General features: G+C 44.0%; 20 protein-coding genes. 14 read left to right on the forward strand and 6 right to left on the reverse strand.

Annotated features, from left to right (window positions below; translation table 11 throughout):
- Window positions 1–93: 93 nt before the first annotated feature.
- The 3 genes from V6M43_RS10140 to V6M43_RS10150 all read left to right on the forward strand — a co-directional run bounded on the left by V6M43_RS10140 (window position 94) and on the right by V6M43_RS10150 (window position 3,683).
- Complete coding sequence (locus V6M43_RS10140; protein WP_332734876.1) at window positions 94–801, forward strand: succinate dehydrogenase cytochrome b subunit; 708 nt, start codon at window positions 94–96, stop codon at window positions 799–801.
- Between the two features lie 120 nt (window positions 802–921).
- A complete protein-coding gene (locus V6M43_RS10145; RefSeq protein ID WP_332734878.1) occupies window positions 922–2,895 on the forward strand; it encodes a fumarate reductase/succinate dehydrogenase flavoprotein subunit in 1,974 nt (657 codons plus the stop codon).
- 23 nt (window positions 2,896–2,918) lie between these two features.
- The gene (locus tag V6M43_RS10150) at window positions 2,919–3,683 is read left to right on the forward strand and encodes a succinate dehydrogenase/fumarate reductase iron-sulfur subunit (protein ID WP_039132700.1); all 765 of its coding nucleotides are present in this window, start codon (window positions 2,919–2,921) and stop codon (window positions 3,681–3,683) included.
- Between the two features lie 95 nt (window positions 3,684–3,778).
- Here the strand turns inward: V6M43_RS10150 and V6M43_RS10155 are convergent, their stop codons facing one another.
- On the reverse strand, window positions 3,779–3,949 hold the full coding sequence (locus tag V6M43_RS10155) for a hypothetical protein (protein ID WP_332734881.1): 171 nt from the start codon (window positions 3,947–3,949) through the stop codon (window positions 3,779–3,781).
- A 90-nt stretch (window positions 3,950–4,039) separates the two neighbouring features.
- On the opposite strand from V6M43_RS10155, the gene V6M43_RS10160 reads away from it, so the two are divergent.
- Window positions 4,040–5,683, forward strand: a complete 1,644-nt coding sequence (locus V6M43_RS10160) for an ABC-F family ATP-binding cassette domain-containing protein (protein ID WP_332734883.1) — start codon at window positions 4,040–4,042, stop codon at window positions 5,681–5,683.
- 57 nt (window positions 5,684–5,740) lie between these two features.
- Window positions 5,741–9,214: a hypothetical protein gene (locus V6M43_RS10165; protein WP_332734884.1), complete on the forward strand. Its 3,474-nt coding sequence runs from the start codon at window positions 5,741–5,743 to the stop codon at window positions 9,212–9,214.
- A 68-nt stretch (window positions 9,215–9,282) separates the two neighbouring features.
- Here the strand turns inward: V6M43_RS10165 and V6M43_RS10170 are convergent, their stop codons facing one another.
- Window positions 9,283–10,257 carry a hypothetical protein gene (locus V6M43_RS10170; protein WP_332734885.1) on the reverse strand — a complete coding sequence of 325 codons (975 nt, stop codon included), beginning with the start codon at window positions 10,255–10,257 and terminating at the stop codon, window positions 9,283–9,285.
- A 210-nt stretch (window positions 10,258–10,467) separates the two neighbouring features.
- On the opposite strand from V6M43_RS10170, the gene holA reads away from it, so the two are divergent.
- The gene (gene holA / locus V6M43_RS10175) at window positions 10,468–11,463 is read left to right on the forward strand and encodes a DNA polymerase III subunit delta (protein ID WP_332734886.1); all 996 of its coding nucleotides are present in this window, start codon (window positions 10,468–10,470) and stop codon (window positions 11,461–11,463) included.
- On the opposite strand, the gene V6M43_RS10180 is transcribed toward holA, so the two are convergent.
- Window positions 11,431–12,486: a bifunctional riboflavin kinase/FAD synthetase gene (locus tag V6M43_RS10180; protein ID WP_332734888.1), complete on the reverse strand. Its 1,056-nt coding sequence runs from the start codon at window positions 12,484–12,486 to the stop codon at window positions 11,431–11,433. The genes holA and V6M43_RS10180 overlap by 33 nt on opposite strands.
- Between V6M43_RS10180 and V6M43_RS10185 the strand changes: the two genes are divergently transcribed.
- The 6 genes from V6M43_RS10185 (at window position 12,485) to V6M43_RS10210 (ending at window position 17,972) form a co-directional block, all read left to right on the forward strand.
- The gene (locus V6M43_RS10185) at window positions 12,485–13,663 is read left to right on the forward strand and encodes an AIR synthase related protein (RefSeq protein ID WP_332734890.1); all 1,179 of its coding nucleotides are present in this window, start codon (window positions 12,485–12,487) and stop codon (window positions 13,661–13,663) included. The genes V6M43_RS10180 and V6M43_RS10185 overlap by 2 nt on opposite strands.
- Before the next feature lie 224 nt (window positions 13,664–13,887).
- Complete coding sequence (locus V6M43_RS10190) at window positions 13,888–14,745, forward strand: sigma-70 family RNA polymerase sigma factor (RefSeq protein ID WP_039132713.1); 858 nt, start codon at window positions 13,888–13,890, stop codon at window positions 14,743–14,745.
- Window positions 14,746–14,872: 127 nt separating this feature from the next.
- Window positions 14,873–15,766, forward strand: a complete 894-nt coding sequence (locus tag V6M43_RS10195) for a DUF4249 domain-containing protein (protein WP_332734898.1) — start codon at window positions 14,873–14,875, stop codon at window positions 15,764–15,766.
- A gap of 108 nt (window positions 15,767–15,874) precedes the next feature.
- Window positions 15,875–16,828, forward strand: a complete 954-nt coding sequence (trxB, locus tag V6M43_RS10200; protein WP_039132715.1) for a thioredoxin-disulfide reductase — start codon at window positions 15,875–15,877, stop codon at window positions 16,826–16,828.
- Between the two features lie 14 nt (window positions 16,829–16,842).
- Window positions 16,843–17,202 (forward strand): dihydroneopterin aldolase, encoded by a 360-nt coding sequence (locus V6M43_RS10205; RefSeq protein ID WP_332734901.1) that lies wholly within the window; start codon window positions 16,843–16,845, stop codon window positions 17,200–17,202.
- A 5-nt stretch (window positions 17,203–17,207) separates the two neighbouring features.
- Window positions 17,208–17,972 (forward strand): hypothetical protein, encoded by a 765-nt coding sequence (locus tag V6M43_RS10210; RefSeq protein WP_332734903.1) that lies wholly within the window; start codon window positions 17,208–17,210, stop codon window positions 17,970–17,972.
- Here V6M43_RS10210 and V6M43_RS10215 read toward each other — a convergent pair.
- Genes V6M43_RS10215 through V6M43_RS10225 form a run of 3 tightly spaced genes read right to left on the reverse strand, consistent with a single transcriptional unit; the run spans window position 17,967 to window position 22,295 of the window.
- Window positions 17,967–18,455: a GNAT family N-acetyltransferase gene (locus V6M43_RS10215; protein WP_332734905.1), complete on the reverse strand. Its 489-nt coding sequence runs from the start codon at window positions 18,453–18,455 to the stop codon at window positions 17,967–17,969. The genes V6M43_RS10210 and V6M43_RS10215 overlap by 6 nt on opposite strands.
- On the reverse strand, window positions 18,433–20,958 hold the full coding sequence (locus tag V6M43_RS10220) for a cation-translocating P-type ATPase (protein WP_332734907.1): 2,526 nt from the start codon (window positions 20,956–20,958) through the stop codon (window positions 18,433–18,435). Before V6M43_RS10220 ends, V6M43_RS10215 begins: the two co-directional genes overlap by 23 nt.
- Window positions 20,937–22,295 carry an MATE family efflux transporter gene (locus V6M43_RS10225; protein ID WP_332734909.1) on the reverse strand — a complete coding sequence of 453 codons (1,359 nt, stop codon included), beginning with the start codon at window positions 22,293–22,295 and terminating at the stop codon, window positions 20,937–20,939. The genes V6M43_RS10220 and V6M43_RS10225 overlap by 22 nt, the downstream gene beginning before the upstream one ends.
- Before the next feature lie 38 nt (window positions 22,296–22,333).
- On the opposite strand from V6M43_RS10225, the gene V6M43_RS10230 reads away from it, so the two are divergent.
- Window positions 22,334–23,179, forward strand: a complete 846-nt coding sequence (locus V6M43_RS10230) for a DUF3822 family protein (RefSeq protein WP_332734911.1) — start codon at window positions 22,334–22,336, stop codon at window positions 23,177–23,179.
- On the forward strand, window positions 23,170–23,709 hold the full coding sequence (locus V6M43_RS10235) for an RsmD family RNA methyltransferase (RefSeq protein WP_332734913.1): 540 nt from the start codon (window positions 23,170–23,172) through the stop codon (window positions 23,707–23,709). Before V6M43_RS10230 ends, V6M43_RS10235 begins: the two co-directional genes overlap by 10 nt.
- Window positions 23,710–23,713: the final 4 nt, after the last annotated feature.

Here is a 23,713-nt window from a genome sequence, read left to right on the forward strand (position 1 = left end):
CTTTTTTGTAGCCAACAAAAACTTTAGGTAATTGTTAAAGGGAAGCCATCAATGTCTATTTTTGTGCAAATTTTTCAACAAAAAAGTTTACGGATGAAATGGTCTGAATTCTTTACTTCTTCAGTAGGCAGGAAATTCGTAATGGGGCTTACCGGTTTATTCCTTATAACCTTCCTCATCATACATGTATCTATCAATGCCTGTATTTTTGCTGATCTGCCGATTTTCAATGAAAATGACAATGGTTCTGTTTTCAACAGGGCAGCCCATTTTATGGGTTCAACGATCCTGATCCGTATCATGGAAGTTGGTTTGTTCGCAGGTATTATTCTCCATATAGTTCAGGGATACATGCTTGAACTGAAAAACCGCAGCGCACGTTCTGTAGGTTACGCTGTTAACCTGGGAGAGAGGGGCAGTAAGTGGTATAGCCGTTCAATGGGATTACTTGGGACTATAATCCTGCTTTTCCTCGTAATACATATATCACATTTCTGGGTGAAGGCTCGTATAACCCATGCATTGGAACCCGTTACATATAATGGTGTAGAGATGCATAACATGTTTGAAGAAATGAAGGTGGTATTCTCGCAGCCATGGGTAGTGATCCTTTATGTGCTGGGATGTATATCTCTTGCATATCATCTCGCCCATGGATTCCAGAGTGCCTTCAGAACAGTAGGTGTTCATAACAGGAAATACAACCAGCTGCTCACCAGCATAGGTTATGGTTTTTCCATTATTGTTTCACTTGTTTTTGCACTGATGCCTGTTGCCATGTACCTGGGATGGGTAAAGTAGATCATTTTTTTATTGATTGTTGATTAATGACAGCTATACCGGGGCCATCAGGGCAACAAAAATGCAATCAGATAACAATCACTGTTAATTTCAATACTTAACGTATCTAATAGTCGATATATGCTCAACTCCAAAATTCCTGCAGGCCCGTTGGATCAGAAATGGACCGATTTTAAAGGGCACTGTAAGCTGGTAAATCCGGCTAATAAAAGAAAGCTTGAGGTGGTGATTATAGGAACCGGTCTGGCCGGTGCTTCTGCGGCAGCCGCACTAGGTGAGTTAGGTTATAAAGTAAAAGCATTCTGCTTCCAGGATTCTCCCCGCCGTGCGCACTCCATTGCAGCACAGGGAGGAATCAATGCGGCAAAGAATTACCAGAATGATGGTGACTCGGTTTTTCGTCTTTTCTATGATACCATCAAGGGGGGTGATTACCGCGCACGTGAAGCCAATGTTCACAGGTTAGCAGAAGTGAGTGCCAATATCATTGACCAATGTGTTGCCCAAGGGGTTCCTTTTGCACGCGAATATGGAGGGTTGCTTTCCAACCGCTCCTTTGGTGGAACCCAGGTTCAGCGTACATTCTATGCCGCCGGACAAACTGGCCAGCAGTTATTGATCGGAGCATACCAGGCCCTCGAAAGGCAGGTTGCCCTGGGAAATGTGGAGATGTTCAACCGGCATGAGATGCTGGATGTTGTAGTTATAGATGGAAAGGCCCGCGGTATCATTGCAAGGAATCTTGTAAATGGAAAACTCGAGCGCCATTTCGGTCATGCCGTGCTGTTATGTTCAGGTGGATATGGTAACGTGTTTTATCTTTCCACCAATGCGATGGGAAGTAATGTAACTGCCGCATGGAAAGCACATAAGAAAGGCGCCTATTTTGGAAACCCCTGCTTTACACAAATACATCCTACCTGTATACCGGTAAGCGGCGATCACCAGAGCAAGCTAACCCTGATGTCAGAATCGCTTCGTAATGATGGTCGTATCTGGGTGCCGAAAAAGCAGAATGATACACGCAAGCCATTTGACATTCCTGAAGAAGAAAGAGATTATTACCTCGAGAGAAGGTATCCGGCCTTCGGTAACCTCGTTCCGCGTGACGTTGCAAGCCGGGCTGCTAAAGAACGTTGTGATGCTGGCTACGGCGTAGGCTCTTCCCGCCAGGCTGTTTACCTCGATTATGCAGATGCCATCGAACGCTATGGCAAAGGGGAAGTTAACAAACGGAATATACAAGGTGCTACCCAACAGATGATTACCGAACTTGGAAAAGAGGTAGTTAAGGAAAAATATGGTAACCTTTTCGATATGTATGAAAAGATCACCGGTGAAAATCCTTATGAAGTGCCGATGCGTATCTATCCTGCTGTTCACTATACAATGGGTGGACTCTGGGTTGATTATGAACTGATGACAACAGTGCCTGGTTTGTATGCATTGGGAGAAGCTAATTTCTCTGACCATGGAGCAAACCGCCTTGGTGCCTCCGCCCTTATGCAGGGCCTTGCCGATGGATATTTCGTGATACCATATACTATAGGTAATTACCTGGCAGATGAGATCCGCACCAATGCCATCCCTACCGACCATCCCGCATTTGTTGATGCCGAAAAAAATGTTGCTGACAGAATCAGCCAGCTGATGAATATCAAGGGCAAACAAACTGTGGAGAGCTTCCATAAGCGTTTGGGTAAGATCATGTGGGATAAATGTGGTATGGCCAGAAATGCAGAGGGACTCACACAGGCGATTGAAGAGATCCGTCAGTTGAAAAGAGAGTTCTGGTCTGATGTGCGTATACCAGGTGATATCAATGAAATGAATCCCGAACTTGATAAGGCAAACAGGGTCGCCGATTTCATTGAACTCGGAGAGCTGATGTGCATTGATGCACTCGACCGAAATGAAAGTTGTGGTGGTCATTTCAGGGAAGAAAGCCAGACAGAGGAAGGGGAAGCAAAACGTGATGATGCAGCCTACGCCTATGTTTCAGCCTGGGAACTAAAAGGAGAGCACCAATGGCAATTACATAAAGAAGAACTCCATTTTGAAGTTGCCAAACCTACCCAACGTTCTTATAAATAATTAAAACATCAACCATAGCCGATATGGAACATTATAATATGAACCTCACACTCAAAGTGTGGAAGCAAAAGAATAGCCAGGAAAAAGGACGGTTTGAAACCTACCAGGTTAAGAATATCTCTTCTGAAATGTCTTTCCTCGAAATGTTCGATGTGTTGAATGAGGAACTGATAAGGGAGGGTAGAGAACCCATAGCTTTTGACCACGATTGCCGGGAGGGAATTTGTGGTATGTGTTCCATGTATATTGACGGCAAGCCCCATGGTCCATGGCATGCCAATACCACCTGCCAGTTGCACATGAGAGCCTACAAAGATGGCGATACCATTGTAGTTGAACCATGGAGAGCCAATGCTTTCCCTGTGATCAAGGACCTGGTGGTTGATCGTACTTCATTTGACAGGATCATGCAGGCTGGTGGATATATATCGGTTAATACGGGTAATGCTGTGGATGCCAATGCATTGCCAATTGAAAAAGACAAAGCTGATATGGCATTTGCTGCTGCATCCTGTATAGGATGTGGCGCTTGCGTGGCGGCCTGTAAGAATAGTTCAGCCATGCTTTTCCTCTCTGCCAAGGTGAGCCACCTTGCATTACTGCCACAAGGTGGTCCGGAGCGCAAGAACAGGGTACTTAATATGGTTGCGCAGATGGACAGGGAAGGATTTGGTGCCTGCACCAATACAGGGGCCTGTGAAGCAGTATGTCCGAAAGAGATATCCATTAGTAATATTGCCCGCCTTAACCAGGAATATCTTGGTGCAGGGCTGGTATCCGAGAAATAATAAGATTGGCCGGGTAATGCCCTGCCAGCTAAATAAAAAGGTCTGAAACGGAACTATCAATTCGGTTTCAGACCTTTGTCGTTGCAGTTTCTACCTCATCCATACAGGCAGGTTCGCTTACATTCTTTTTTCTTTTCTTTCTTAATGGTCTCTTTCTTTTCTACCTTCTTTTCCGGAACTGTTTTCTTGGAATTGCTGCGTAAGCTCGCAAATGCAACGGCAGCGCCCAGTGCTACCAATAGCACAACGATCAATACCTTTTTCATATGCGAAAAATTGCTGCTATAAGATACGAAAATTAAGCAAAATCGCCTCAATTTTGTTGTACCTTTGCGCCTCGAAAAAGGCAGACTAATATGATTTCAGTTAATAATGTAACCCTCTCTTTTGGTAAGCGTGTACTCTTTGATGAAGTGAATCTCAACTTCATGAAGGGCAATTGTTACGGTGTGATCGGTGCCAATGGTGCAGGAAAATCTACTTTTCTTAAGATCCTTTCAGGAGAAATAGAACCAAGTAAAGGCTCGGTAACCATCGGGGCGGGGGAGCGTATGGCTGTACTTAAGCAGAACCACTTTGCTTATGATGAAGTTACCGTTCTCAATACTGTATTGATGGGCCATCAGAAGATGTGGGATGTGATGCAGGAGCGTGATGCAATTTATGCCAAGGAAGATTTTTCTGAGGAAGATGGAATGCGCGCCGGCGAATTGGAAGGCGAGTTTGGTGAAATGGGTGGATATACGGCCGAAAGTGATGCGGGAAGCATGCTCTCAGAATTGGGTGTGCCCGAACAGTTTCACCAGAGCCTGATGAAAGATATTCCAGGTAACCTTAAAGTAAGGGTGCTTCTGGCACAAGCCATTTTTGGAAACCCCGATATCCTGCTGCTCGATGAACCTACCAACGGACTGGATATCGAAACCATCAGCTGGCTGGAGAATTTCCTGGCCGACTATGAGAATATTGTATTGGTGGTATCACACGACCGTCACTTCCTGGATGCAGTTTGTACCCATGTGGCGGATGTTGATCGCCAGAAGATAAAGATCTTTACAGGTAACTATACTTTCTGGTATGAGTCTTCGCAGTTGATGAGCCGACAGGTGAATGATAAGAATAAGAAGACAGAGGAGAAGCGTGCTGCCCTCATGGAATTCATTGCCCGATTCAGTGCCAACGCTTCCAAGTCGAAGCAGGCAACCAGCAGAAAGAAGGCCCTTGAAAAACTCACCATTGAAGAGATAGAGCCATCCAACAGGCGTTATCCTGGAATCATTTTCCAGCCCCAGCGTGAGGTAGGTAACCAGATCCTTAACGTCGAAAAACTTGGCTACTCAGTAGATGGGCGTTTGTTGTTTGACAAAGTCAGCTTCAGTGTAAATAAAGGAGATAAGATCGCTCTACTGAGCCGCGACCCTCTCGCGGTGACCAGTTTCTTCGAGATCATCAACAATCATAAAAAGGCTGATAAAGGACAATTTGAATGGGGTACAACTATTACCAGTGCGTATCTCCCCATTGAAAATAATGAGTTCTTTACCGACAAGCTTACCCTGCTCGACTGGCTTCGCCAGTTTGTTCCACCGAATGTAACAGATGCTGATGAACCTTTCCTTCGTGGATTCCTGGGAAAAATGCTATTCAGCGGAGATGATATCATGAAGAAAACCAACGTGCTGAGTGGTGGTGAAAAAGTACGTTGTATGCTCAGCCGCATGATGCTTCAGAATCCAAACCTGATCATGCTCGACCAGCCAACCAACCACCTCGACCTGGAGAGCATCCAGAGTTTCAATGAAGGCTGCCAGAATTTTCCAGGTATCGTTCTGCTTACTTCGCATGACCATACATTTATGCAAACAGTTGCTAATCGTGTAATCGAATTAACGCCTTCGGGAATCATCGATCGACTGATGACCTTCGATGAATACCTTGAAGATGCACGGGTAAAACAACTCAGGGAGGAGATGTACGGAAATGCCGTAATGGTTTGGTAAGAAGGCGCAGGCAATAAATGCTATCTTTAGCGCGCTTAATAGAAAACCACGGGCTTGTTGAGAAGGCTGTTGATATGCATTTTTATCCTAACCACTGCTTTTAGCGCAGCCGGACAGATACCTGCCACCGGCAGTAAAAGCCTTTCCAACCTGCGACAGAAAAAGATCCCCGTTACCAGCGGTGCCATCAGCGTGGATTCACTCAGTCTTGTGCCGGGATCGCTTAAAATTCCTGGCATTGCAGATTCCCTTTATACCATCGACTGGCTCAATGGCATCATACGCTGGAATCAGCCCCTGCCTTTTGATTCTGTATTGGTACAATACCGGGTGCTGCCTAATAAGCTTAATGCGATGGCAAGGGTCTTTGATTTCGACAGCCTGGTGAACAGCTATGTAACAAGGGCTACTATCAGCGGACCAGGAAGGCAGACCCAGACAGAAGATTTTTTCAACTTCGGTAACATCAATTATAGTGGCAGTTTTGGCAGAGGAATATCCTTTGGAAATGCACAGGATGCGGTGGTGAGCTCCAACCTGAATATGCAGTTGAATGGTTTCCTGGCAGACAGTATAGAAATTATGGCTGCTATCACTGATAATAATATTCCTATACAACCCGATGGAACAACACAGCAGCTTAATGAGTTTGACCGCATATTCCTACAGTTCAAAAAGAAGGGATGGCAACTTAGTATGGGTGATATTGATATCCGTCAGAACAGGAACTACTTCCTGAATTTTTATAAGCGATTACAGGGCGCTGCTTTTGAAAATACTTCACGCATAGCAGAAAATATAACTAATAGTACCATGGTGAGCGGGTCCATTGCCAAGGGTAAGTTCACGCGTAATGTATTCGATGGACTTGAAGGTAACCAGGGTCCATACCGGCTTACCGGTGCCAACAATGAACTCTATTTTGTAGTACTTGCAGGAACCGAAAGGGTTTTCATTGATGGTGAATTGCTGCAAAGAGGAGAGGATCGTGATTATGTTATCAATTACAATACTGCCGAAGTAACGTTTACCCCTAACCGTATGATTAATAAGGATCGTAGGATACAGGTGGAATTTGAGTATGCCGACCGCAATTACCTTAATACAAATCTTTACCTCGCCAACGAAACCAATTTCGGACAACGTATAAAGGTAAGGCTGGGTGCATTCTCCAATAATGATGCAAAAAATTCACCCATCAATCAGAACCTCGATACCAGGCAGAAACAATTTCTTGGATCAGTTGGTGACAGTATCCAGCGGGCATTCTTCCCGGTAGCGGCAATCGATACTTTCTCACCAGGAAAAGTTCTCTATAAGAAAATTGAAGTGCTCGTTAATGGCGTTCCTGATTCTATCTATGTGTATTCAACCAATCCCGATAGTGCAAAATACAATCTCGGTTTTGTTGATGTAGGTGAAGGAAACGGAAATTACCTTCCTGATCTGAATGCTGCCAATGGCAAGGTTTTCAGGTGGGTGGAGCCTTTAAATGGAAGAGCGCAGGGCAGGTATGAAGCAGCAACATTCTTGGTAACCCCAAAGCAACAACAGGTGTTAACGGTAGGTGCAGATTATGTTATTCAGGGAAAAACCACGGTGAGTGCAGATATAGGAATGAGCAACTATAATATCAATACATTTTCGGTTAAGGATAAAGGAAATGATAAAGGGTTCGCTGCACGCCTGCTTGCAAAACAGGTGATGCCTATCAATAAAAATCTGCGTGTGCAAACGGATGGTTCTATAGAATGGGTGGAAAGAAGTTTCAGGCCTATTGAACGTCTCAGGAATGTGGAGTTCACCCGCGATTGGGGACTCCCGATTTTGATTAATCCAGCCGACGAAACCATGTATAGCGGTGGTGTTGAATTGTTAGATCAGAAAGACAACAAGATCAGGTACCAGTTAACCGGTTATAACCGGAGTGATGACTTCAGGGGCTTGCGTAATAGTTTTCTTCACCTGCATCAAACCAATGGCTGGCGCTTCAATAACCAGATAAGTATTACAAATGCTTCCGGAGCTACCGACAAGGGATATTTTTTCAGACCATCAATAGATATTGCAAAAACATTTTCCTCACTCCGCAACTATACCCTCGGCATAAACTATGCACTCGAACACAATGAGGCGCGAAATAAAAATTCTGATAGCATTACGCCATATAGTTTTTCCTTTGACATCATGAAGTTCTACCTGCAGTCTGATGCCACTAAACAGAATAACTGGATACTCAGTTATTATACAAGAAGTGATAAACTTCCCATTGGTAAAGACCTTATAAGAACAGACCGAAGCCAGAATTTCTCGCTGGGTGCATCCCTTTTTTCAAATCCGGCCCACCAGTTGAAAGTGAATACCACCTACCGCACCTTAGAAGTTTTCCAGAAAACAAACAGTAATGCTGTTTCAGACAAGAGCCTGCTGGGTAGAATAGAATATATAGTTAATGAGTGGAAAGGAATGCTTACGGGCAATATGTTATATGAGTTGGGTGCAGGGCAGGAACAAAAAAGAGATTTTGTTTTCCTGGAAGTGCCTGCCGGTCAGGGAGAATATGCATGGTTTGATTATGACAATGATGGTGTACAACAGTTGAATGAATTTGAAGTAGCGCTGTTCCAGGACCAGGCGCGTTATATCAGGATATTCACGCCAACCAATGAATTTGTAAAGGCAGCCTATAATAGTTTTAATTATAGCATGTCATTAAATCCGAGGGCCATGATTGACCCGCAACAGTCATCGGGCCTGGGTAAGTTCGCCTCCAGGATAAATCTTCAATCTTCCCTTCAGTTGTTTCGCAAGGAGCTTGCAGATGGTATTTCTCATTTCAATCCTTTCAGTAATTCACTTAATGACAGCACGCTGATCACCCTAACCAGCGTTTGGGTTAATAGTCTGGCCTTTAACCGCTCGGGAACCAAATGGGGATTTGATATAAGCAATACCAGGAACAGCGGAAAACTTTTACTGACTTATGGTTTAGAAAGCAGGTCGCTCCAGGAATGGACGCTCAGAAGCAGGTGGAATATCACGCGGAAATTCACTGCAGATGTGACGGCAAAAACTGGAAGTACAACACTTACTACAGGCAATGTGAAATTTGATAACAGGAACTACGATATAGAGCAATATTCACTTGAGCCCCGCCTCACTTTTACTTATGGTGCAAACTTCCGGATCGTGGGCGGATATCGTTATGGCAATAAGAATAACCAGATGGGTGGAGCAGAAAAATATTCTTCCCATGCTTTCAATACCGATATAAAATATAATCTCCTGCAGAATGCCTCCGTGCAGGGGAAATTCACTTATAATACTATTGAGTATCCTTACTCAACCAATTCAACCATCAGCTATATCATGCTTGACGGATTACAACCCGGTAAGAATTTATTGTGGAGTCTTGACCTTACCAAACGATTAGGAAAAAACCTTGAATTGAATATTCAGTATGAAGGCCGGAGGCCGGGAGAAAACCGGACTATTCATGTTGGGAGGGCGGCGTTAAGAGCCCTACTATAAAAAAAAGAAGCCCTACCGAAGTAGGGCTCTGTGTGCTATTCAAGAGATTGTTGGATAAAATATCGTGATTAACCGAAAAGGCCACCTTTTTTCAATTCGCGAGTTCCTTCACCGATCTTGAAACCATTGTGATAGATCTCGATCTTGTAATTTCCGCGCTGGAAATCAGAACCCTGCTTCCAGGCAAACTCAACAGGAGTTTTCTTACCAGTCTCGATCTTTACAGGAACCTTTGCAGTGAAAGGCTTGTCACCTTCTTCACGGGTAGTGAATGTACCGGAACCAAGTGCTTCCTGAGATACAGGCTTACCATCAGGACCAGTTACCAGAACATAAACTTCTGCGCTACCAGCTGGTGCAATACGGTTGTCAACATCAAAAGAGATAACCAGTTTGTCAACACGCTTTGCAGTAGATGTTACTTTCTCTTTACCACCACTCTTCTCATTGATTGGAGTAATAGAAATGTTGTAAGCATTTAAAGTAGATGCGATGTCAACAGTTTTTTCCAATTCCTGCTTCTGAGTAGTTGTTGTAGTAAGGTCAGTAGTCAACTGTGAAGTCTTAACCTTTTCAGTTGTCAGGTCTGTATTAAGCTGGGTGTTCTCCGTTGTAAGACGGGCAACTTCCTGCTCAAGTCCAGCTACTTTTTCATTCATTTCAGAAATCAGCTTCTTAGCGCGATTCAGTTCAGCCTGTGTTGCATTACGCTTATTCAGGATACTGCGGATCTCAGTTTTGAGTTTTCCGATCTCGCTGTTTTTGTCAGTCAGTTGACCCTGCAAAGCATTGTTGCTGCCGGTAACTGAATCCAAACGGGCGAGTGAAGCGTCGAAGTTACGCTGCAGTTCAGTCTTTTCATCTGTTACCTGTGCGATGGTTGCTTCTTTCTGCTGAATGTTCTGTTCGTTCTTATTGTTGTTGTACAATAAGTAACCCCATGTTCCCAGCAGACCAGCTGCCAGTAGTGCAATGATCAGACCTTTGTAGTCTTTCTTAGGTTCTTGCGTGGGGGTTGCTGAGGGATAATTTGATGTGCTCATTGCTATTTGTTTTTCTTTAATTTAGAAATGGTTAATGAATGGGTTATTAAGGTTTTTTTTAAACGGTTAATGAAGGCTTTTCGAAAACCGTGCCAATTTTTTTTGAAGAAGAAGAATTTGTCGTTCTCAGGAGGGTAAGATGCAATGCCACGCTAATTTCCAACTTTTTTCCCAGCTTTCAATTATTATTGCAATTCTGAACAAAAGCGAATGTCTGTAGAAAAAATACTGTCCGACTGGAAAAAAAAGCAATTCAAACCCATATACTGGCTCGAAGGTGAAGAGGACTACTATATTGACCAGTTGGTGAAGGAAGCAGAACATAATTTACTTTCAGAAGCGGAAGCCGGCTTTAACCTCACTATTTTTTATGGAAAAGAAGCAAATTGGGCAGATGTGGTGAATGCCTGCATGCGCTATCCCATGTTTGCCGAAAGACAGGTTGTATTATTGAAGGAGGCTCAGCAAATGAGGGATCTGGATAAATTGGAGAACTATATTAATAAGCCCCTCTCATCCACCGTTTTTGTTGTTGCCCACAAAGAAAAGAAGTTTGACAGCAGAACTAAATTCGGCAAACTGCTCAAGGAAAAAACCGAATTGCTGCAAACGAAGAAAATGTATGATAACCAGTTGCCGGGCTGGACGGAAAAGCTTGTTTCTTCAAAAGGTTACCAGATCAACCAGAAAGCAGTTCTGTTGCTTGTAGATCATATCGGTAATGATCTTAGCCGGATCGACAATGAGATCAATAAACTCCTGGTGAACCTGGGAAATTCCAAAACCATAACGGAAGATGATATTGAACAGTTTGTTGGTATCAGCAAGGAGTTCAATGTTTTTGAATTGCAGGATGCAATAGCCCGGAAGGATCTTGCAAAGGCAATCCGGATCATCAATTATTTTGAATCAAATCCCAAGGCCGGGCCAATTCAGATGGTACTTCCTGCACTGTATGGATTTTTCAGTAAAGCATTTATGTTGTTCGGAGTGGAGAGTAAGGATGAAAAAATGATTGCCTCATCAATTGGCACATCCCCCTTTTTTGTAAAAGATTATATCAGTACGGTTAATCGTTACGGTTATGAAGGAATTGAAAGAATATTGCTGCTGCTGCATGAATATAACCTCAGGGCTATTGGAATTAATGACAGTGGAACAGAAGACTCATCTTTAATGAGGGAGATGGTTTTCAAAATGATGTAAGCTGGCCTCCTTGTCTTTTGCAAGCTGCATCTTCAAGGCTTCCAATCCATCAAATTTTTGTTCGGCTCTTAAGCGTTCCTGCAGGTGCACTTCCACTGTTTCTCCATAGATGTCTGATGAGAAATCAAACAGGTTCACTTCAATAACCCTGTTCAATCCATCTACAGTAGGCCGAACGCCAATATTCATCATCCCCCTGAGGATGCCAAATGAACTTCGATTGATCATTGCAGTTACTGCATAGACGCCATTGGCAGGAATTAATTTCTCATTATCGGTGAGCTGCAGGTTTGCAGTTGGATATCCCAGTGTTCTTCCTAACTGGTTACCTTTTACAACAACTCCGTCAAAAAAATAAGGATAACCAAGCAATTCAGCAGCCATTTTTACATCTCCCTTGAGCAGTGACTGCCGGATGCGGGTGGAGCTGATGGTAGCTTCATCAAGGACCTTGCCCGGTATTTCTACCAGTTGGAAGGCATTGTTAGCGGCATATTTTTCAAGCAGATGAAAATCACCACCCCGGTCTTTCCCAAACCGGTGATCATAACCAATGATAACAGTATGGGGATGAAAATACCTTATCAGGAAATCTTCAATGTAGGCGGTAGGAGACTGCGCGGCGAAAGCTGCTGTAAAAGGTACTACCACCAGATGATCTATGCCGGCCGCTTCCAATAACCTGATCTTCTCGGGCAAACTGTTAAGCAGGAGAATGGGTTGTTGTTGCCCGCTCACAATGCGGCGCGGATGGGGATGGAATGTAATGATTACCGTTTCGCCATCCACTTTTTCAGCAATGGCTTTTAATTGGGCTATAATACTGCGGTGACCCAGGTGTACACCATCAAATGTGCCGATGGTTGCCACTGCATTCCGGAATACCGGAAGATCTTCAATATTTCTGTGTACCTGCATGGGGTCGGCAAAACTAAGCCAATGAATGGAATGCACAAGGGGAATACCGCCTTTTGCCCTTTTGCCCTTTTTGTTGCACCTTCGCCCTTTGAAATAAATTACCATGAGTCTTTATTCGCAACGTGGCGTTTCGGCCCAGAAGGAAGAAGTGCACAAGGCAACCGAAAAACTGGACCAGGGCCTTTACCCACATGCATTCTGCAAGATCTATCCTGACTACCTGGGGGGAGACGCCAACTGGGTGAACCTCATGCATGCCGATGGCGCCGGAACCAAAAGCATTCTGGCTTATCTCTATTGGAAGCAAACAGGTGATACTTCAATTTGGAAAGGTATTGCGCAGGATGCAATCGTGATGAATATTGATGACCTTCTTTGTGTAGGTATTAATGATAATCTTCTTTTTTCTTCTACCATCGACCGGAATAAAAGACTTATTCCCGGCGAAGTGCTGGAAGCTATTATATCAGGCACCCAGGAATTTTTTGATGAGATGAAGACCTATGGAGTCAACATCCATTACCTGGGAGGTGAAACTGCCGATGTTGGTGACGTGGTGAGGACCATTGCAGTAAATGGCACAATGACAGCGCGCTGGCCTAAGGAAAAACTGGTTACCAATGACCTGATAACCGAAGGCGATGTTATAGTGGGGTTTGCCAGTGCCGGTAAGGCGAAGTATGAAAATTCATACAATAGCGGAATTGGAAGCAATGGACTTACCAGTGCCCGACATGACGCTCTTAATAAAATATATGCAAAGGATTTTCCCGAGTCTTTCGATACAGGCCTTCCCGAGGAAGTAGTTTATATTGGTAACCACCGGCTCACGGATACCATTCCAATACCTGGTTTCGAAACTACTGATATCGGTCACCTGGTGCTGAGCGCTACCCGTACTTATGCACCCCTCATGAAAGTTCTGTTGGGAGAATATTTTAATGATATCCATGGATTGGTTCATTGCAGCGGAGGGGGACAAACAAAATGTCTCAAATACTTACCTAAGCCCGTCCGGATCATTAAGGACAACCTTTTTGAGCCACCTATAGTGTTTAATTTGTTACAACAGGCTTCCGGGTCAGATTGGCGTGAAATGTATCAGGTGTTTAATATGGGGCACCGGCTTGAAGTATTCACCAATGATCATAATGCCGGTAAAATGATAGAAGCGGGAAAGGCATTGGGCATAGAAGGCCGCATTGTGGGAAGGGTAGAAGCCTCCCAGGGGCAGAAAGAGCTAGTTGTCCACAGTCCGGATGGAACTTTGGTAAAATATTAACCGAAATCGATTGCGTTAGTCCCCTTAAGGGTTTGATGGCACACCAATTGAATATTTATCTATAAAAAGCAGATAATTATCCACAGGCGCTATGAAATCTGTGCGCCAGTGATTATTTTTGCAGACAGTTCGTGGACCGAATTCGCCTTCCTACACCTTCCTATTGCAACCTCCGGCGAACCGTAAGCGTCATTAGAGCGTTATAAATTAAATTAAAGACAGGCATGAGGCAGCTTAAAATTGCTACACAGATTACCAATCGTGATTCCCAAGCGGTAGAAAAGTATCTCCAGGAAATTTCCAAGATCTCCATGATCACCCCGGAAGAGGAGACTACTCTCGCCCAGCGGATCAAGATGGGCGATCAGCGCGCGCTGGACAAATTAGTTCAGGCCAACCTTCGTTTCGTTGTATCTGTGGCTAAGCAGTACCAGCACCAGGGCCTTTCCCTGAGTGACCTGATCAATGAGGGTAACCTCGGTCTGATCAAAGCTGCACAGCGTTTTGATGAAACCAAAGGATTTAAATTCATTTCTTATGCTGTTTGGTGGATTCGTCAGTCAATCCTTCAGGCTCTTGCTGAACAGGGTCGCCTGGTACGTCTGCCCCAGAATAAGATCGGAACTTACAATAAGGCTAATAAAGCATACATGGCATTTGAACAGGAGCATGAGCGTGAGCCATCTACTGAAGAACTTGCCGAGATCCTTGAAATGAGCGAAACCGAGATCAACAATATCTTCCAGAGCAATACCCGTCACACCTCTCTCGATGCACCCGTGCACGAGGCTGAAGATGTAGCCATGGGTGATTTGCTGGAAGGCAGCGATGATACTGATGAAGATGTTATGCAGGATTCTCTCCGTAATGAGATCCGCCGTGTACTTAAATCTCTCAGTCCCCGCGAAGCAGAGATCGTAAACGCCTATTTTGGCCTTGATGGTGAAAATGGCGTTACCATTGAGCAGATCGGTCAGAAATATGATCTTACCAAAGAGCGTATCCGCCAGATCAAGGAAAGGGCAATCAAACGCCTGCAGAAAGCACGTTACAGCAACGCGCTGAAAGCATACCTCGGTTAAAATAATGAGTGGCAGGCTCGCTTGTCATTGCATATACTAAAGGTGCCTGTCATGATAAATGCCAGGCACCTTTTTAGCACCTAACCTTTTCTCGCCATCCTTGTTATTAAAACAATAAAATTCTTCCATGGTCTTTCGGTTTACAAAACTCATAAGCTTTTTACTGGTTCTGGTTCTGGCCCTGGCCTGTGAAAAGACTGTTGAGTTTGACCTCGACAATGAAGAACCGAAGCTGGTGGTGGATGCAGTTATTGAGACCGATCGCCCTCCGGTAGTTATTCTCACCAACAGCTTTGATTATTTCAGCGAAATAAATGAAGAGATCCTTGCTTCCTCTTTTGTAAGAAATGCCGATATTAAAATTTCAAATGGAAACCAGGTTCACTCACTTAAGGAGTATTCACTGGTTGCCGGAAACAGCACCATTTACTATTACAGCATTGATTCATCAAATCTGGCAACAGCCTTTGTTGGAGAACAGGGTAAAAGCTATCAGATGACTATAACAATTGGTGGTGAGGTGTATTCAGCAGAAACTACCATCCCCGTACTATCAAAAACGGTTGATTCTCTCTGGTGGAAGCCTTCTCCCAATAACCCCGATACTACAAAAGTAGTTTTGATGGCAAGGGTAACCGACCCGCCGGGGTTCGGAAATTATATCCGTTTCTTTACCTCTGTAAATGGGGGGAATTTCAATCCGGGTCTTAATTCTGTATTTGATGACCAGATCGTTGATGGAACAACCTATGATACGGAAGTGGAAAAAGGCGTGGATCGTAATGCCGATATCGATTTTGAGAATTACTCTTTTTTTGCCCGCGGCGATACGGTAGTTATAAAATTCACCAATATCAACAAGGCCAGCTTTGACTTCTGGCGAACCATGGAATTCAATTATAGCAGTATTGGTAATCCCTTTTCTTCTCCCACCCGGGTGCTTGGCAATATCTCGGGAGGTGCACTCGGCTATTTTGGGGGTTATGCGGTACAGTATAAAAGCCTTATTATACCCAAATAATCCCGATTGTTGAAGATCAGGATGTATAGGTGCTTTTGGTCACATCATCTTAACACAATTCCAGCTATTTTTGCAAATTCTGAAACAGCGTAAAAGCAATCTATAAGTATGGAGAATAAAGAAACAGAACATGTGCACTGCCTGATCATCGGATCAGGACCTGCAGGTTATACAGCAGCCATTTATGCAGCACGTGCAGCACTCAAACCAGTATTATACCAGGGCATACAACCAGGGGGACAGTTAACTATAACCACCGAGGTAGAAAATTACCCGGGATATGCTGACGGAGTGCAGGGACCGGAGATGATGGTGCATTTTGAAAAGCAGGCAGTAAGAATGGGGGCTGATATTCGCTTTGGCCTGGCTACAAAGGTTGATTTCAGCAATCGTCCTTTTAAGGTAACAATTGATGAGGAGAAAGAAATAACAGCAGATGCTGTGATCATAGCAACCGGCGCATCAGCAAAATGGCTGGGATTGGAAAGCGAACAAAGACTGAATGGATTTGGGGTTAGCGCCTGTGCAGTATGTGATGGATTTTTCTTTCGCGGTAAAGAGGTGGCTATTGTTGGTGCAGGAGATACTGCAGCGGAAGAAGCACTATACCTTTCGAAGTTGACAAGTACTGTTCATATGATCGTACGGAAAGGGGAGGACGGAATGAAGGCTTCCAAGGTGATGCAGGATCGTGTAAAAGCTACACCTAATATTAAAGTATATTGGAACTCCGAAACAGATGAGATACTGGGCGATAATAAAGTTCAGGCAGTAAGGATACACAATAATCTCACAGGCGAAAAAACAGAAGTTCCGGTAAGTGGGTTTTTTGTAGCCATCGGCCACCAGCCTAATTCTGATATCTTTAAAGGTTGGCTCACTATGGATGAAGCCGGCTATATTCAAACTGTTCCAGGTACCTCTAAAACGAATATTGAAGGTGTATTTGCTGCCGGAGATGTACAGGATAAGATTTACCGCCAGGCTGTAACAGCAGCAGGAAGCGGATGTATGGCCGCCCTGGATGCAGAGCGCTTTCTGTCTGCAGCGGCACATGTATAACCCTTTCCGTTATTATGACGACCATTCATTTACATAACCTTATCTTTCATGGATACCATGGTCTCTATGAAGGAGAAGATAAGACTGGTAACAGGTTCGAAGTGAATCTTGATGTTAGTTATGAAGTAAAGAAAGGAGGCTATGACGATATCGGGAATCTGATCAATTATGTTGACCTCTATAACCTGGTTCGCAAACGAATGAATACTGCAACCCCTTTATTGGAACAACTGGCGGATGGTATAATGCGGAAAATTGCCCGTGAATATAAACAGGTGCGGGAGATACGTATCAGTATTTTCAAACTGAATGTTCCCATAGAAAATTTCGAAGGAAAACTGGGAATCAGCATGAGCATGAATTTTGATAAGTGATTATGATGATGAAGATCCTGACCCTTTTTCTTTTATTGCCTTGCATAGTGTTTTCGCAGGATTGGCAGGTTCTTATGCAGGAAGCTGTGAAGGCGGAAGCATTTATGAATGATGATCTTGCTTTTGAGAAATATCAGCAGGTAGTCAAACTGCATCCTGCAAGCATTGTTGCTCTTTGCCGATCAAGTGAACTCGCTTCTAAAATTGGTCATCGCCATAAAAGCAAAGAAATCCAGACAAGACATTATCAGATTGCACGTGCCTATGCCGCCAGGGCTCTTAAACTGGATAGGAATTCAGCTGAAGCTAATTTTGTTATGTCGGTTGCCATGGGCAGGCTTGCACTTGTTTCTTCCGGTAAGGATATGATCAGTTATGTAAAGGATATTAAAACATTTGCTGACCGTGCCGTACAACTTGCACCCAACGACTTCCGCGGATATCATGTGTTGGGAAAATGGTATTATGAAATATCCCATCTGGGCAGTTTTAAAAGAACCGCTGTGAAAGTTTTCTATGGTGCTTTTCCTGAGGCAAGTTATTCCCATTCCATCAATGCATATGAAAAGAGCCGTCAGTTAAATCCTGCTTTCAACCTTAACTATCTTGAACTCGCCAAAGTATATAACCAGATTGGCCAAAAGGAAAAGGCGATTTCCCTTTTACAGACACTCAACAGTTTGCCTGTTAGGATCCAGGATGATATCAGGGTTAAACGGGAAGCACTGAGATTACAGGAAACCATCAGCCAGAGTTTAAGAAACTCATAACCTGGTTTCAAGGCTCATCTTCAATATCTTTCTTGGCACCCCTTCATATATCATATCAGGTATTTCTTCATCGCTAAATCTGAATCCGAGTTTAAGGTAGCAATTTATGGCAGAATCATTCCCTTCCATTACAAACAGACAGATACTATCAGCCGGGTGCAGCCGCTTACATTCATCAATTAGTTCACTAATAAATTTTGTTCCCAGGCCTTTGCCTCTTAAGGCTCTTTCTCCAACCAGCAATCTTCCTAGCCTGGGAGAATGTGGTTCATTGGTGATGATCTCGCCAATAGCATATGCATCTCCGTTATCATCGCATCCTATATACAATTGCTTGAAGGGATATAATAATTGGTGTTGCCGGATTTGTTCTTCCGTTAAGGGAAATTTCCAGCCCGGACCGGCAAACTGAAAAAGTAAAAAAGGATCAGTTACCCAACTCTTTAAGAATTTGAAATCTTCATCCCTGTACTTGCGTATCATACTTTTGTTTTTCTCTTAGTATCAGAAATATTTTGATTCCTTCAAACCACAATACAGAAATACAACCTATTGCAACAGCTACACCCAATTCAGAAATGCCGGGTGTTCGAAAATCAAAGAACGCGGTCAGCGGCTGAATCAGCAGGAGCGCTGCAGTTAATGCGATCGTGATAAATATAATCAAGGGAACGAGGTTATTCTTATACCGGATGGTGGTTGAGATGAGGTGATAAAAAGATCTGTTAACTAATGTCAGGAATATATTTGCTGTTACCAGGGTAATAAAGACCATTGTACGGGTGAGCGCTTCATCCATTTCATTGCTTACAGCATACTGGTAAATGAACAGTGTTCCGGCAGTAATTACTAGTCCCTGGATAATACTTGTAGTGAGCTCACGCCAATTGAAGAATGTTTCCTGGAAGGGCCTGGGAGGCTCCTGCATAATACCCGGTTCGGCAGGCTCATTCTCATAAATGATTGAGCATGTTGGTCCCATTATGAGCTCCAGGAAGATAACATGCACCGGAGTAAAAATATTCGGGTATATCCATCCGAGGGCTAATGGAATAAAGACAGTCAGTATGATAGGAATATGAATGGAAATAATATATCGGATCGCTTTTTTCAGGTTAGTGTAAATGCGTCGGCCCATTGCAATCGCTTCAACCATCTTTCCAAGGTCATCATCAATCAGCACCAATGATGCGGCCCTTTTAGCGATCTCTGATCCCTTTTCTCCCATGGCAATACCGATATGCGCTGCCTTAAGAGCCGGACCATCATTTACGCCGTCACCAGTCATCGCAACAATTTCACCAGATGATTTGAGTGTATTGATAATAGCGAGTTTTGCCTCCGGGAATACCCTGGTGAAAACCGTGGAATCTTTTGTTTTTTCTTCAAATGTTTCGGGAGGCAAATCCATCAATGCGCCCCCATCTATTGCCATTTCGGGATGCCTCAGACCAACCTGCCTTGCAATGGTATCGGTGGTGGCAGCATTATCGCCGGTGAGTATCTTCACATCAATTCCAGCCGAATAAAAATCTTCAAGTACTTGTTTAATATTTTCTTTTGGCGGATCATAAAATCCAACTAATCCCCTGAATTCAAACTGAAAGGATTGCTGTTCTGCCGGAAAATCATTTCCTTCAAAAATTGCATCTGCCACTCCCAGTACCCGATAACCTTCTCGTGTCATTTTCTCCAGAACCTGTTGGATACGAATCATCATTTCCTCCGAAAGCGTCGCTGCGGAAAGTATCGCCTCAGGGGCTCCTTTGGCTGCAATGATCTGCACCCCTTCTTCATTTTGGAAGACATGTGTCATCATGGGTGGCCTTCCCCCCAATGGATACTCATGAACCATCCGGAAAGATGGTCTTTCATTAACAGCAGCAGTTTCTGCATAGGCTTTATGTAATGCCTTTTCCATAGGGTCAAATGGAATAGGCTCGCTGGCCCACATGGCAGTCCTTATCAAAGATTTGGTGTGATCTGATGCAGCACCATCTATATCCACAATTTTGTCATCGGCCAACGTGTAGAGTCTGGCAAGGCTCATCTGCCCATTTGTAAGGGTACCTGTTTTATCTGTACAGATCACTGAAGCGCTTCCTAAAGCTTCAACTGTTGTTGTTTGCTTTACAATGATGCCCATTTTCATTAATCGCCATGCACCTAAGGCCATAAAAGTTGTAAAGGCTACCGGGATCTCCTCGGGCAATATGCTCATGGCCAGGGTCAGGGATTTTAAAAGGCTGTCGAGGATATCAGCGGATTTATAGTAATTGATGGCCCATACTATAGCAAAAACCACTATACCGAACAATGCCATTTTTTTGACAAAGCTGCTGATCTGGACCTGCAGGGGAGTCCTTTCTTCTTCAATACTCTCCAAACTCTTTCCTATCTGCCCCAACCTGGTATTGATGCCAATACCTGTCACCTCACAAATGGCTAGTCCGGTTGCTACTGTTGTTCCCTGGTATACCTGTATATCTGAACTATGATTGTTCTTGGCAACCGGCATTGATTCACCGGTTAGAATAGCTTCATTTACTGTGAAATCATTTGCTTGAAGAATAATTCCATCGGCAGGAACAGAACTCCCTTCATCAATTATCATGATATCTCCCAATACAATTTCACCTAATGGCAGGGTTATTTTTTTTCCATTGCGAATGAGCTTTGCATTTGGCTGTGTTAGTTGGTGCAGGGCCTCTAAAGCATTCCGGCTGCGGGCATCCTGGTAGAGCGAAATAGCCGCTACCAGCAGGATGGAAACCCCCATGAATATTCCATCTCCCACCTGTCCACTGATGAAATAAATAGTTGCAGCTGCAAGCAGCAGCAATACCATGGGCTCCTTTGCCAGATCCCGGAGTCCGCGGATAATTGCATATTCTTTTTTGCGCACTACCAGGTTGCTGCCATGTAACTGCCTTGATTGCAGTACCTGCTCATCCGTTAAGCCTGTTATATTTGTTTGCCTTTCCATTTCCCACTACGTATATACATAAACGATAGCATGAATAATATACTCCAGTAAATCCATTCCGCCATCCAGCCAATGGTTATTGGCAGGCGATAAACCTCCAGAACAAGATAAACATATATGCTGTATGCTATGATGGCAAACACTTCGATCTTGAGGTTAATACCCGGATTACCAGTACCTGTAACTGCATTGAGCCAGATGTTGGCAAATGACATCAGGAACAACGCTACCGATACAACCCTGAGAACCGGAACACCTTCCCGGATAAAATCAGGCTCACTGCTGAAAAGCGAAAGGAAAGTTTCAGGAATAATGTTCAATAGCAGGCAAAGCGTGAAAGCCAGCAGCATACTTAGTTTTACTATCCTTCCAATAAGTGCCGGAACCTGATCTGAATGGTCCTGTCCGATGATATTGCTTACCATCGTATTAGTAGTAGCTGCGAAGGCCCAGGTGAATACGCCAAAGATGCCGAAGATATTTCGCATCGTATTTGATATGGCAAGGTCGCGGGAGCCATGATGCTCCACCAAAACATAAAAGAATTCCCAGCTGATAACGCTTATTGCATACTGAAATATCAACGGTGATGACTGCACGAAGAGAAGCCTGATTTCCTTTGGATTGAATCTCAGGTTACGATAAAGTGAAAGTTGCTTGCTGATTCCCTTCCATTCAATTACTGCAAATACTACGAACATACCCAGGAATTCAGCAATGATGGAGGCAATGGCGGCGCCGTTAAAACCTAATTCTGGCAACCCGAGATGGCCGAAAATTAGTCCATAGTCGAGCACAATATTGGCAAGCGTTTCAGCCAGCGTTCCCCAAACCAACAATTTACTCTGGTTGGTTCCCACCAGCAAGGCGTTTCTCATCTGGTAGATATAGAGAAAGGGCAAGCCCCAGATCCTGATATGCAGAAATTCAATGCATTGATTGGTCATTTCAGGAGAGCGGAGTGTGCTTCCCAATAATGCCGGTGCAAAAAGGTAGGTGATAATTATACCGATTAAAGCAATGCCCAGGGAAAGGTAAACCCCCTGGATAAAAAGTTTGCCGATCTCTTCCACGCGGCCTTGCCCGGCCCTGCGACTAATAATAGCCTGAAGGCCATTGTTTAATCCAAAACCAATCACCGCAAATATTAAATAATATACTCCTGTGATGCCGGCTGCAGCAAGGGATGTTTCACCAAGCTGTCCTAAAAATATATTATTGGTTATAAAGTTGATCTGCGGTACAAAAATGGAAAAGCTTATCGGCAATGCGATAGAGAGTATCTGCCGGTTGCTGGTGGTTAAACGAAGGTCTGATGCGGGGGCTGCAGAAGACATAATTAGCCCGAAAATAGCGTATTATTGCAGCCATCAATATGTCTCATTCAACAAGATTTGATATAACATTAGGGGTCCATTCTGATCCTTCGCAATGTTTACTGATGTTGCAGGTACTGGAAGATGGACTAAGGCTGCTGGTAGTGGACCAGGAGAAACATCCATTATTGTATCGCCTTATCCAATTTGACAGGTCGGCCGTGGAGTTGGACTCTGCCCTGGTAGACTGGCTGAGGGAAAACCAACAGTGGTTGCAATCATGGTCAGAGATAGTGGTAGTGCACCAGGGCATTCAGGCTGCCGTTATACCAGCTGCCGTGTTCCATGAAGAGAGTAGTAAAGAATTGCTGGATCTACAGTATGGTGATCTTTTCCGCGGCACCACCCTTACCGACCTGGTTGCAGGAAGGGAAGATTATGTGATCTATCGTGTTCCAACCAGCTGGTATCATGCACTTTCAGATGCTAATAATAAAGTGAGGCACCGGCACTTTTTCTCCCTCTGGATCAAATGGCTCGACGGGCTACCTAAAGACCCAACTATCGGACAGGCATACCTGATGTTTGAAACCAACAGGGTGGCAATGGCCATCCGCCGCGATGAATGGCTTCTTCTTCAGCAATATGAATACCATGTTCCTGAAGACATCAGCTATTTTCTCTTATCAGCTCTCGAGCAATTTAATATGTCGCCCGAAACGGTACAGGTAACACTTGATGGATGGATAGATGTTCAGTCGGCACTCTATCTCGAATTGTATAAATATATCCGGAACCTGGATACGGTAAAGCTCCCGGACTCGGTTCAGCTCGACAGAGCATTGTTGCAGGACCAGCCAGAACATTATTTCACCCCGCTCATACAAATGGCCACATGCGTATAATCAGCGGCAGGCTCGGTGGCAGAAAGGTCAATCCACCGGCAAAAATGCCACATACAAGACCAACCACTGATATTGCGAAAGAAGGACTCTTCAATATACTCCAGAATAACATTGACTTCGAAGGGCTCAAAACACTTGACCTTTTCGGGGGAACTGGTAGCATCAGTTTTGAGCTGGCTTCGCGTGGAGCTGCAGACCAGACAATTGTTGAAAAGGATCCGGTTATGCATGAATTCATAAAGAAAACAGCAAATGAGTTTGGGCTTACCGGTGTAAAAGTGATCAAAATGGATGTCTTCAAATTCATAGAAACCTGTGATGATCAGTATGATTTTATTTTTGCCGGGCCACCCTATGCACTGGCTACAATTGATGATCTCCCCCGCAAGATCGTAGAGCATGGTCTGCTAAAACCAGGAGCAATGTTTGTGCTCGAACACACCCCGCGTAATAATTATGCCGACTTCGAAAAATTTGTTCAGGAGCGGAATTACGGAACAACCTTATTTTCATTCTTCATAAATCGCTGATACC

Source organism: Flavihumibacter sp., assembly GCF_036676075.1.
In the GTDB taxonomy this organism is placed as follows: domain Bacteria; phylum Bacteroidota; class Bacteroidia; order Chitinophagales; family Chitinophagaceae; genus Flavihumibacter.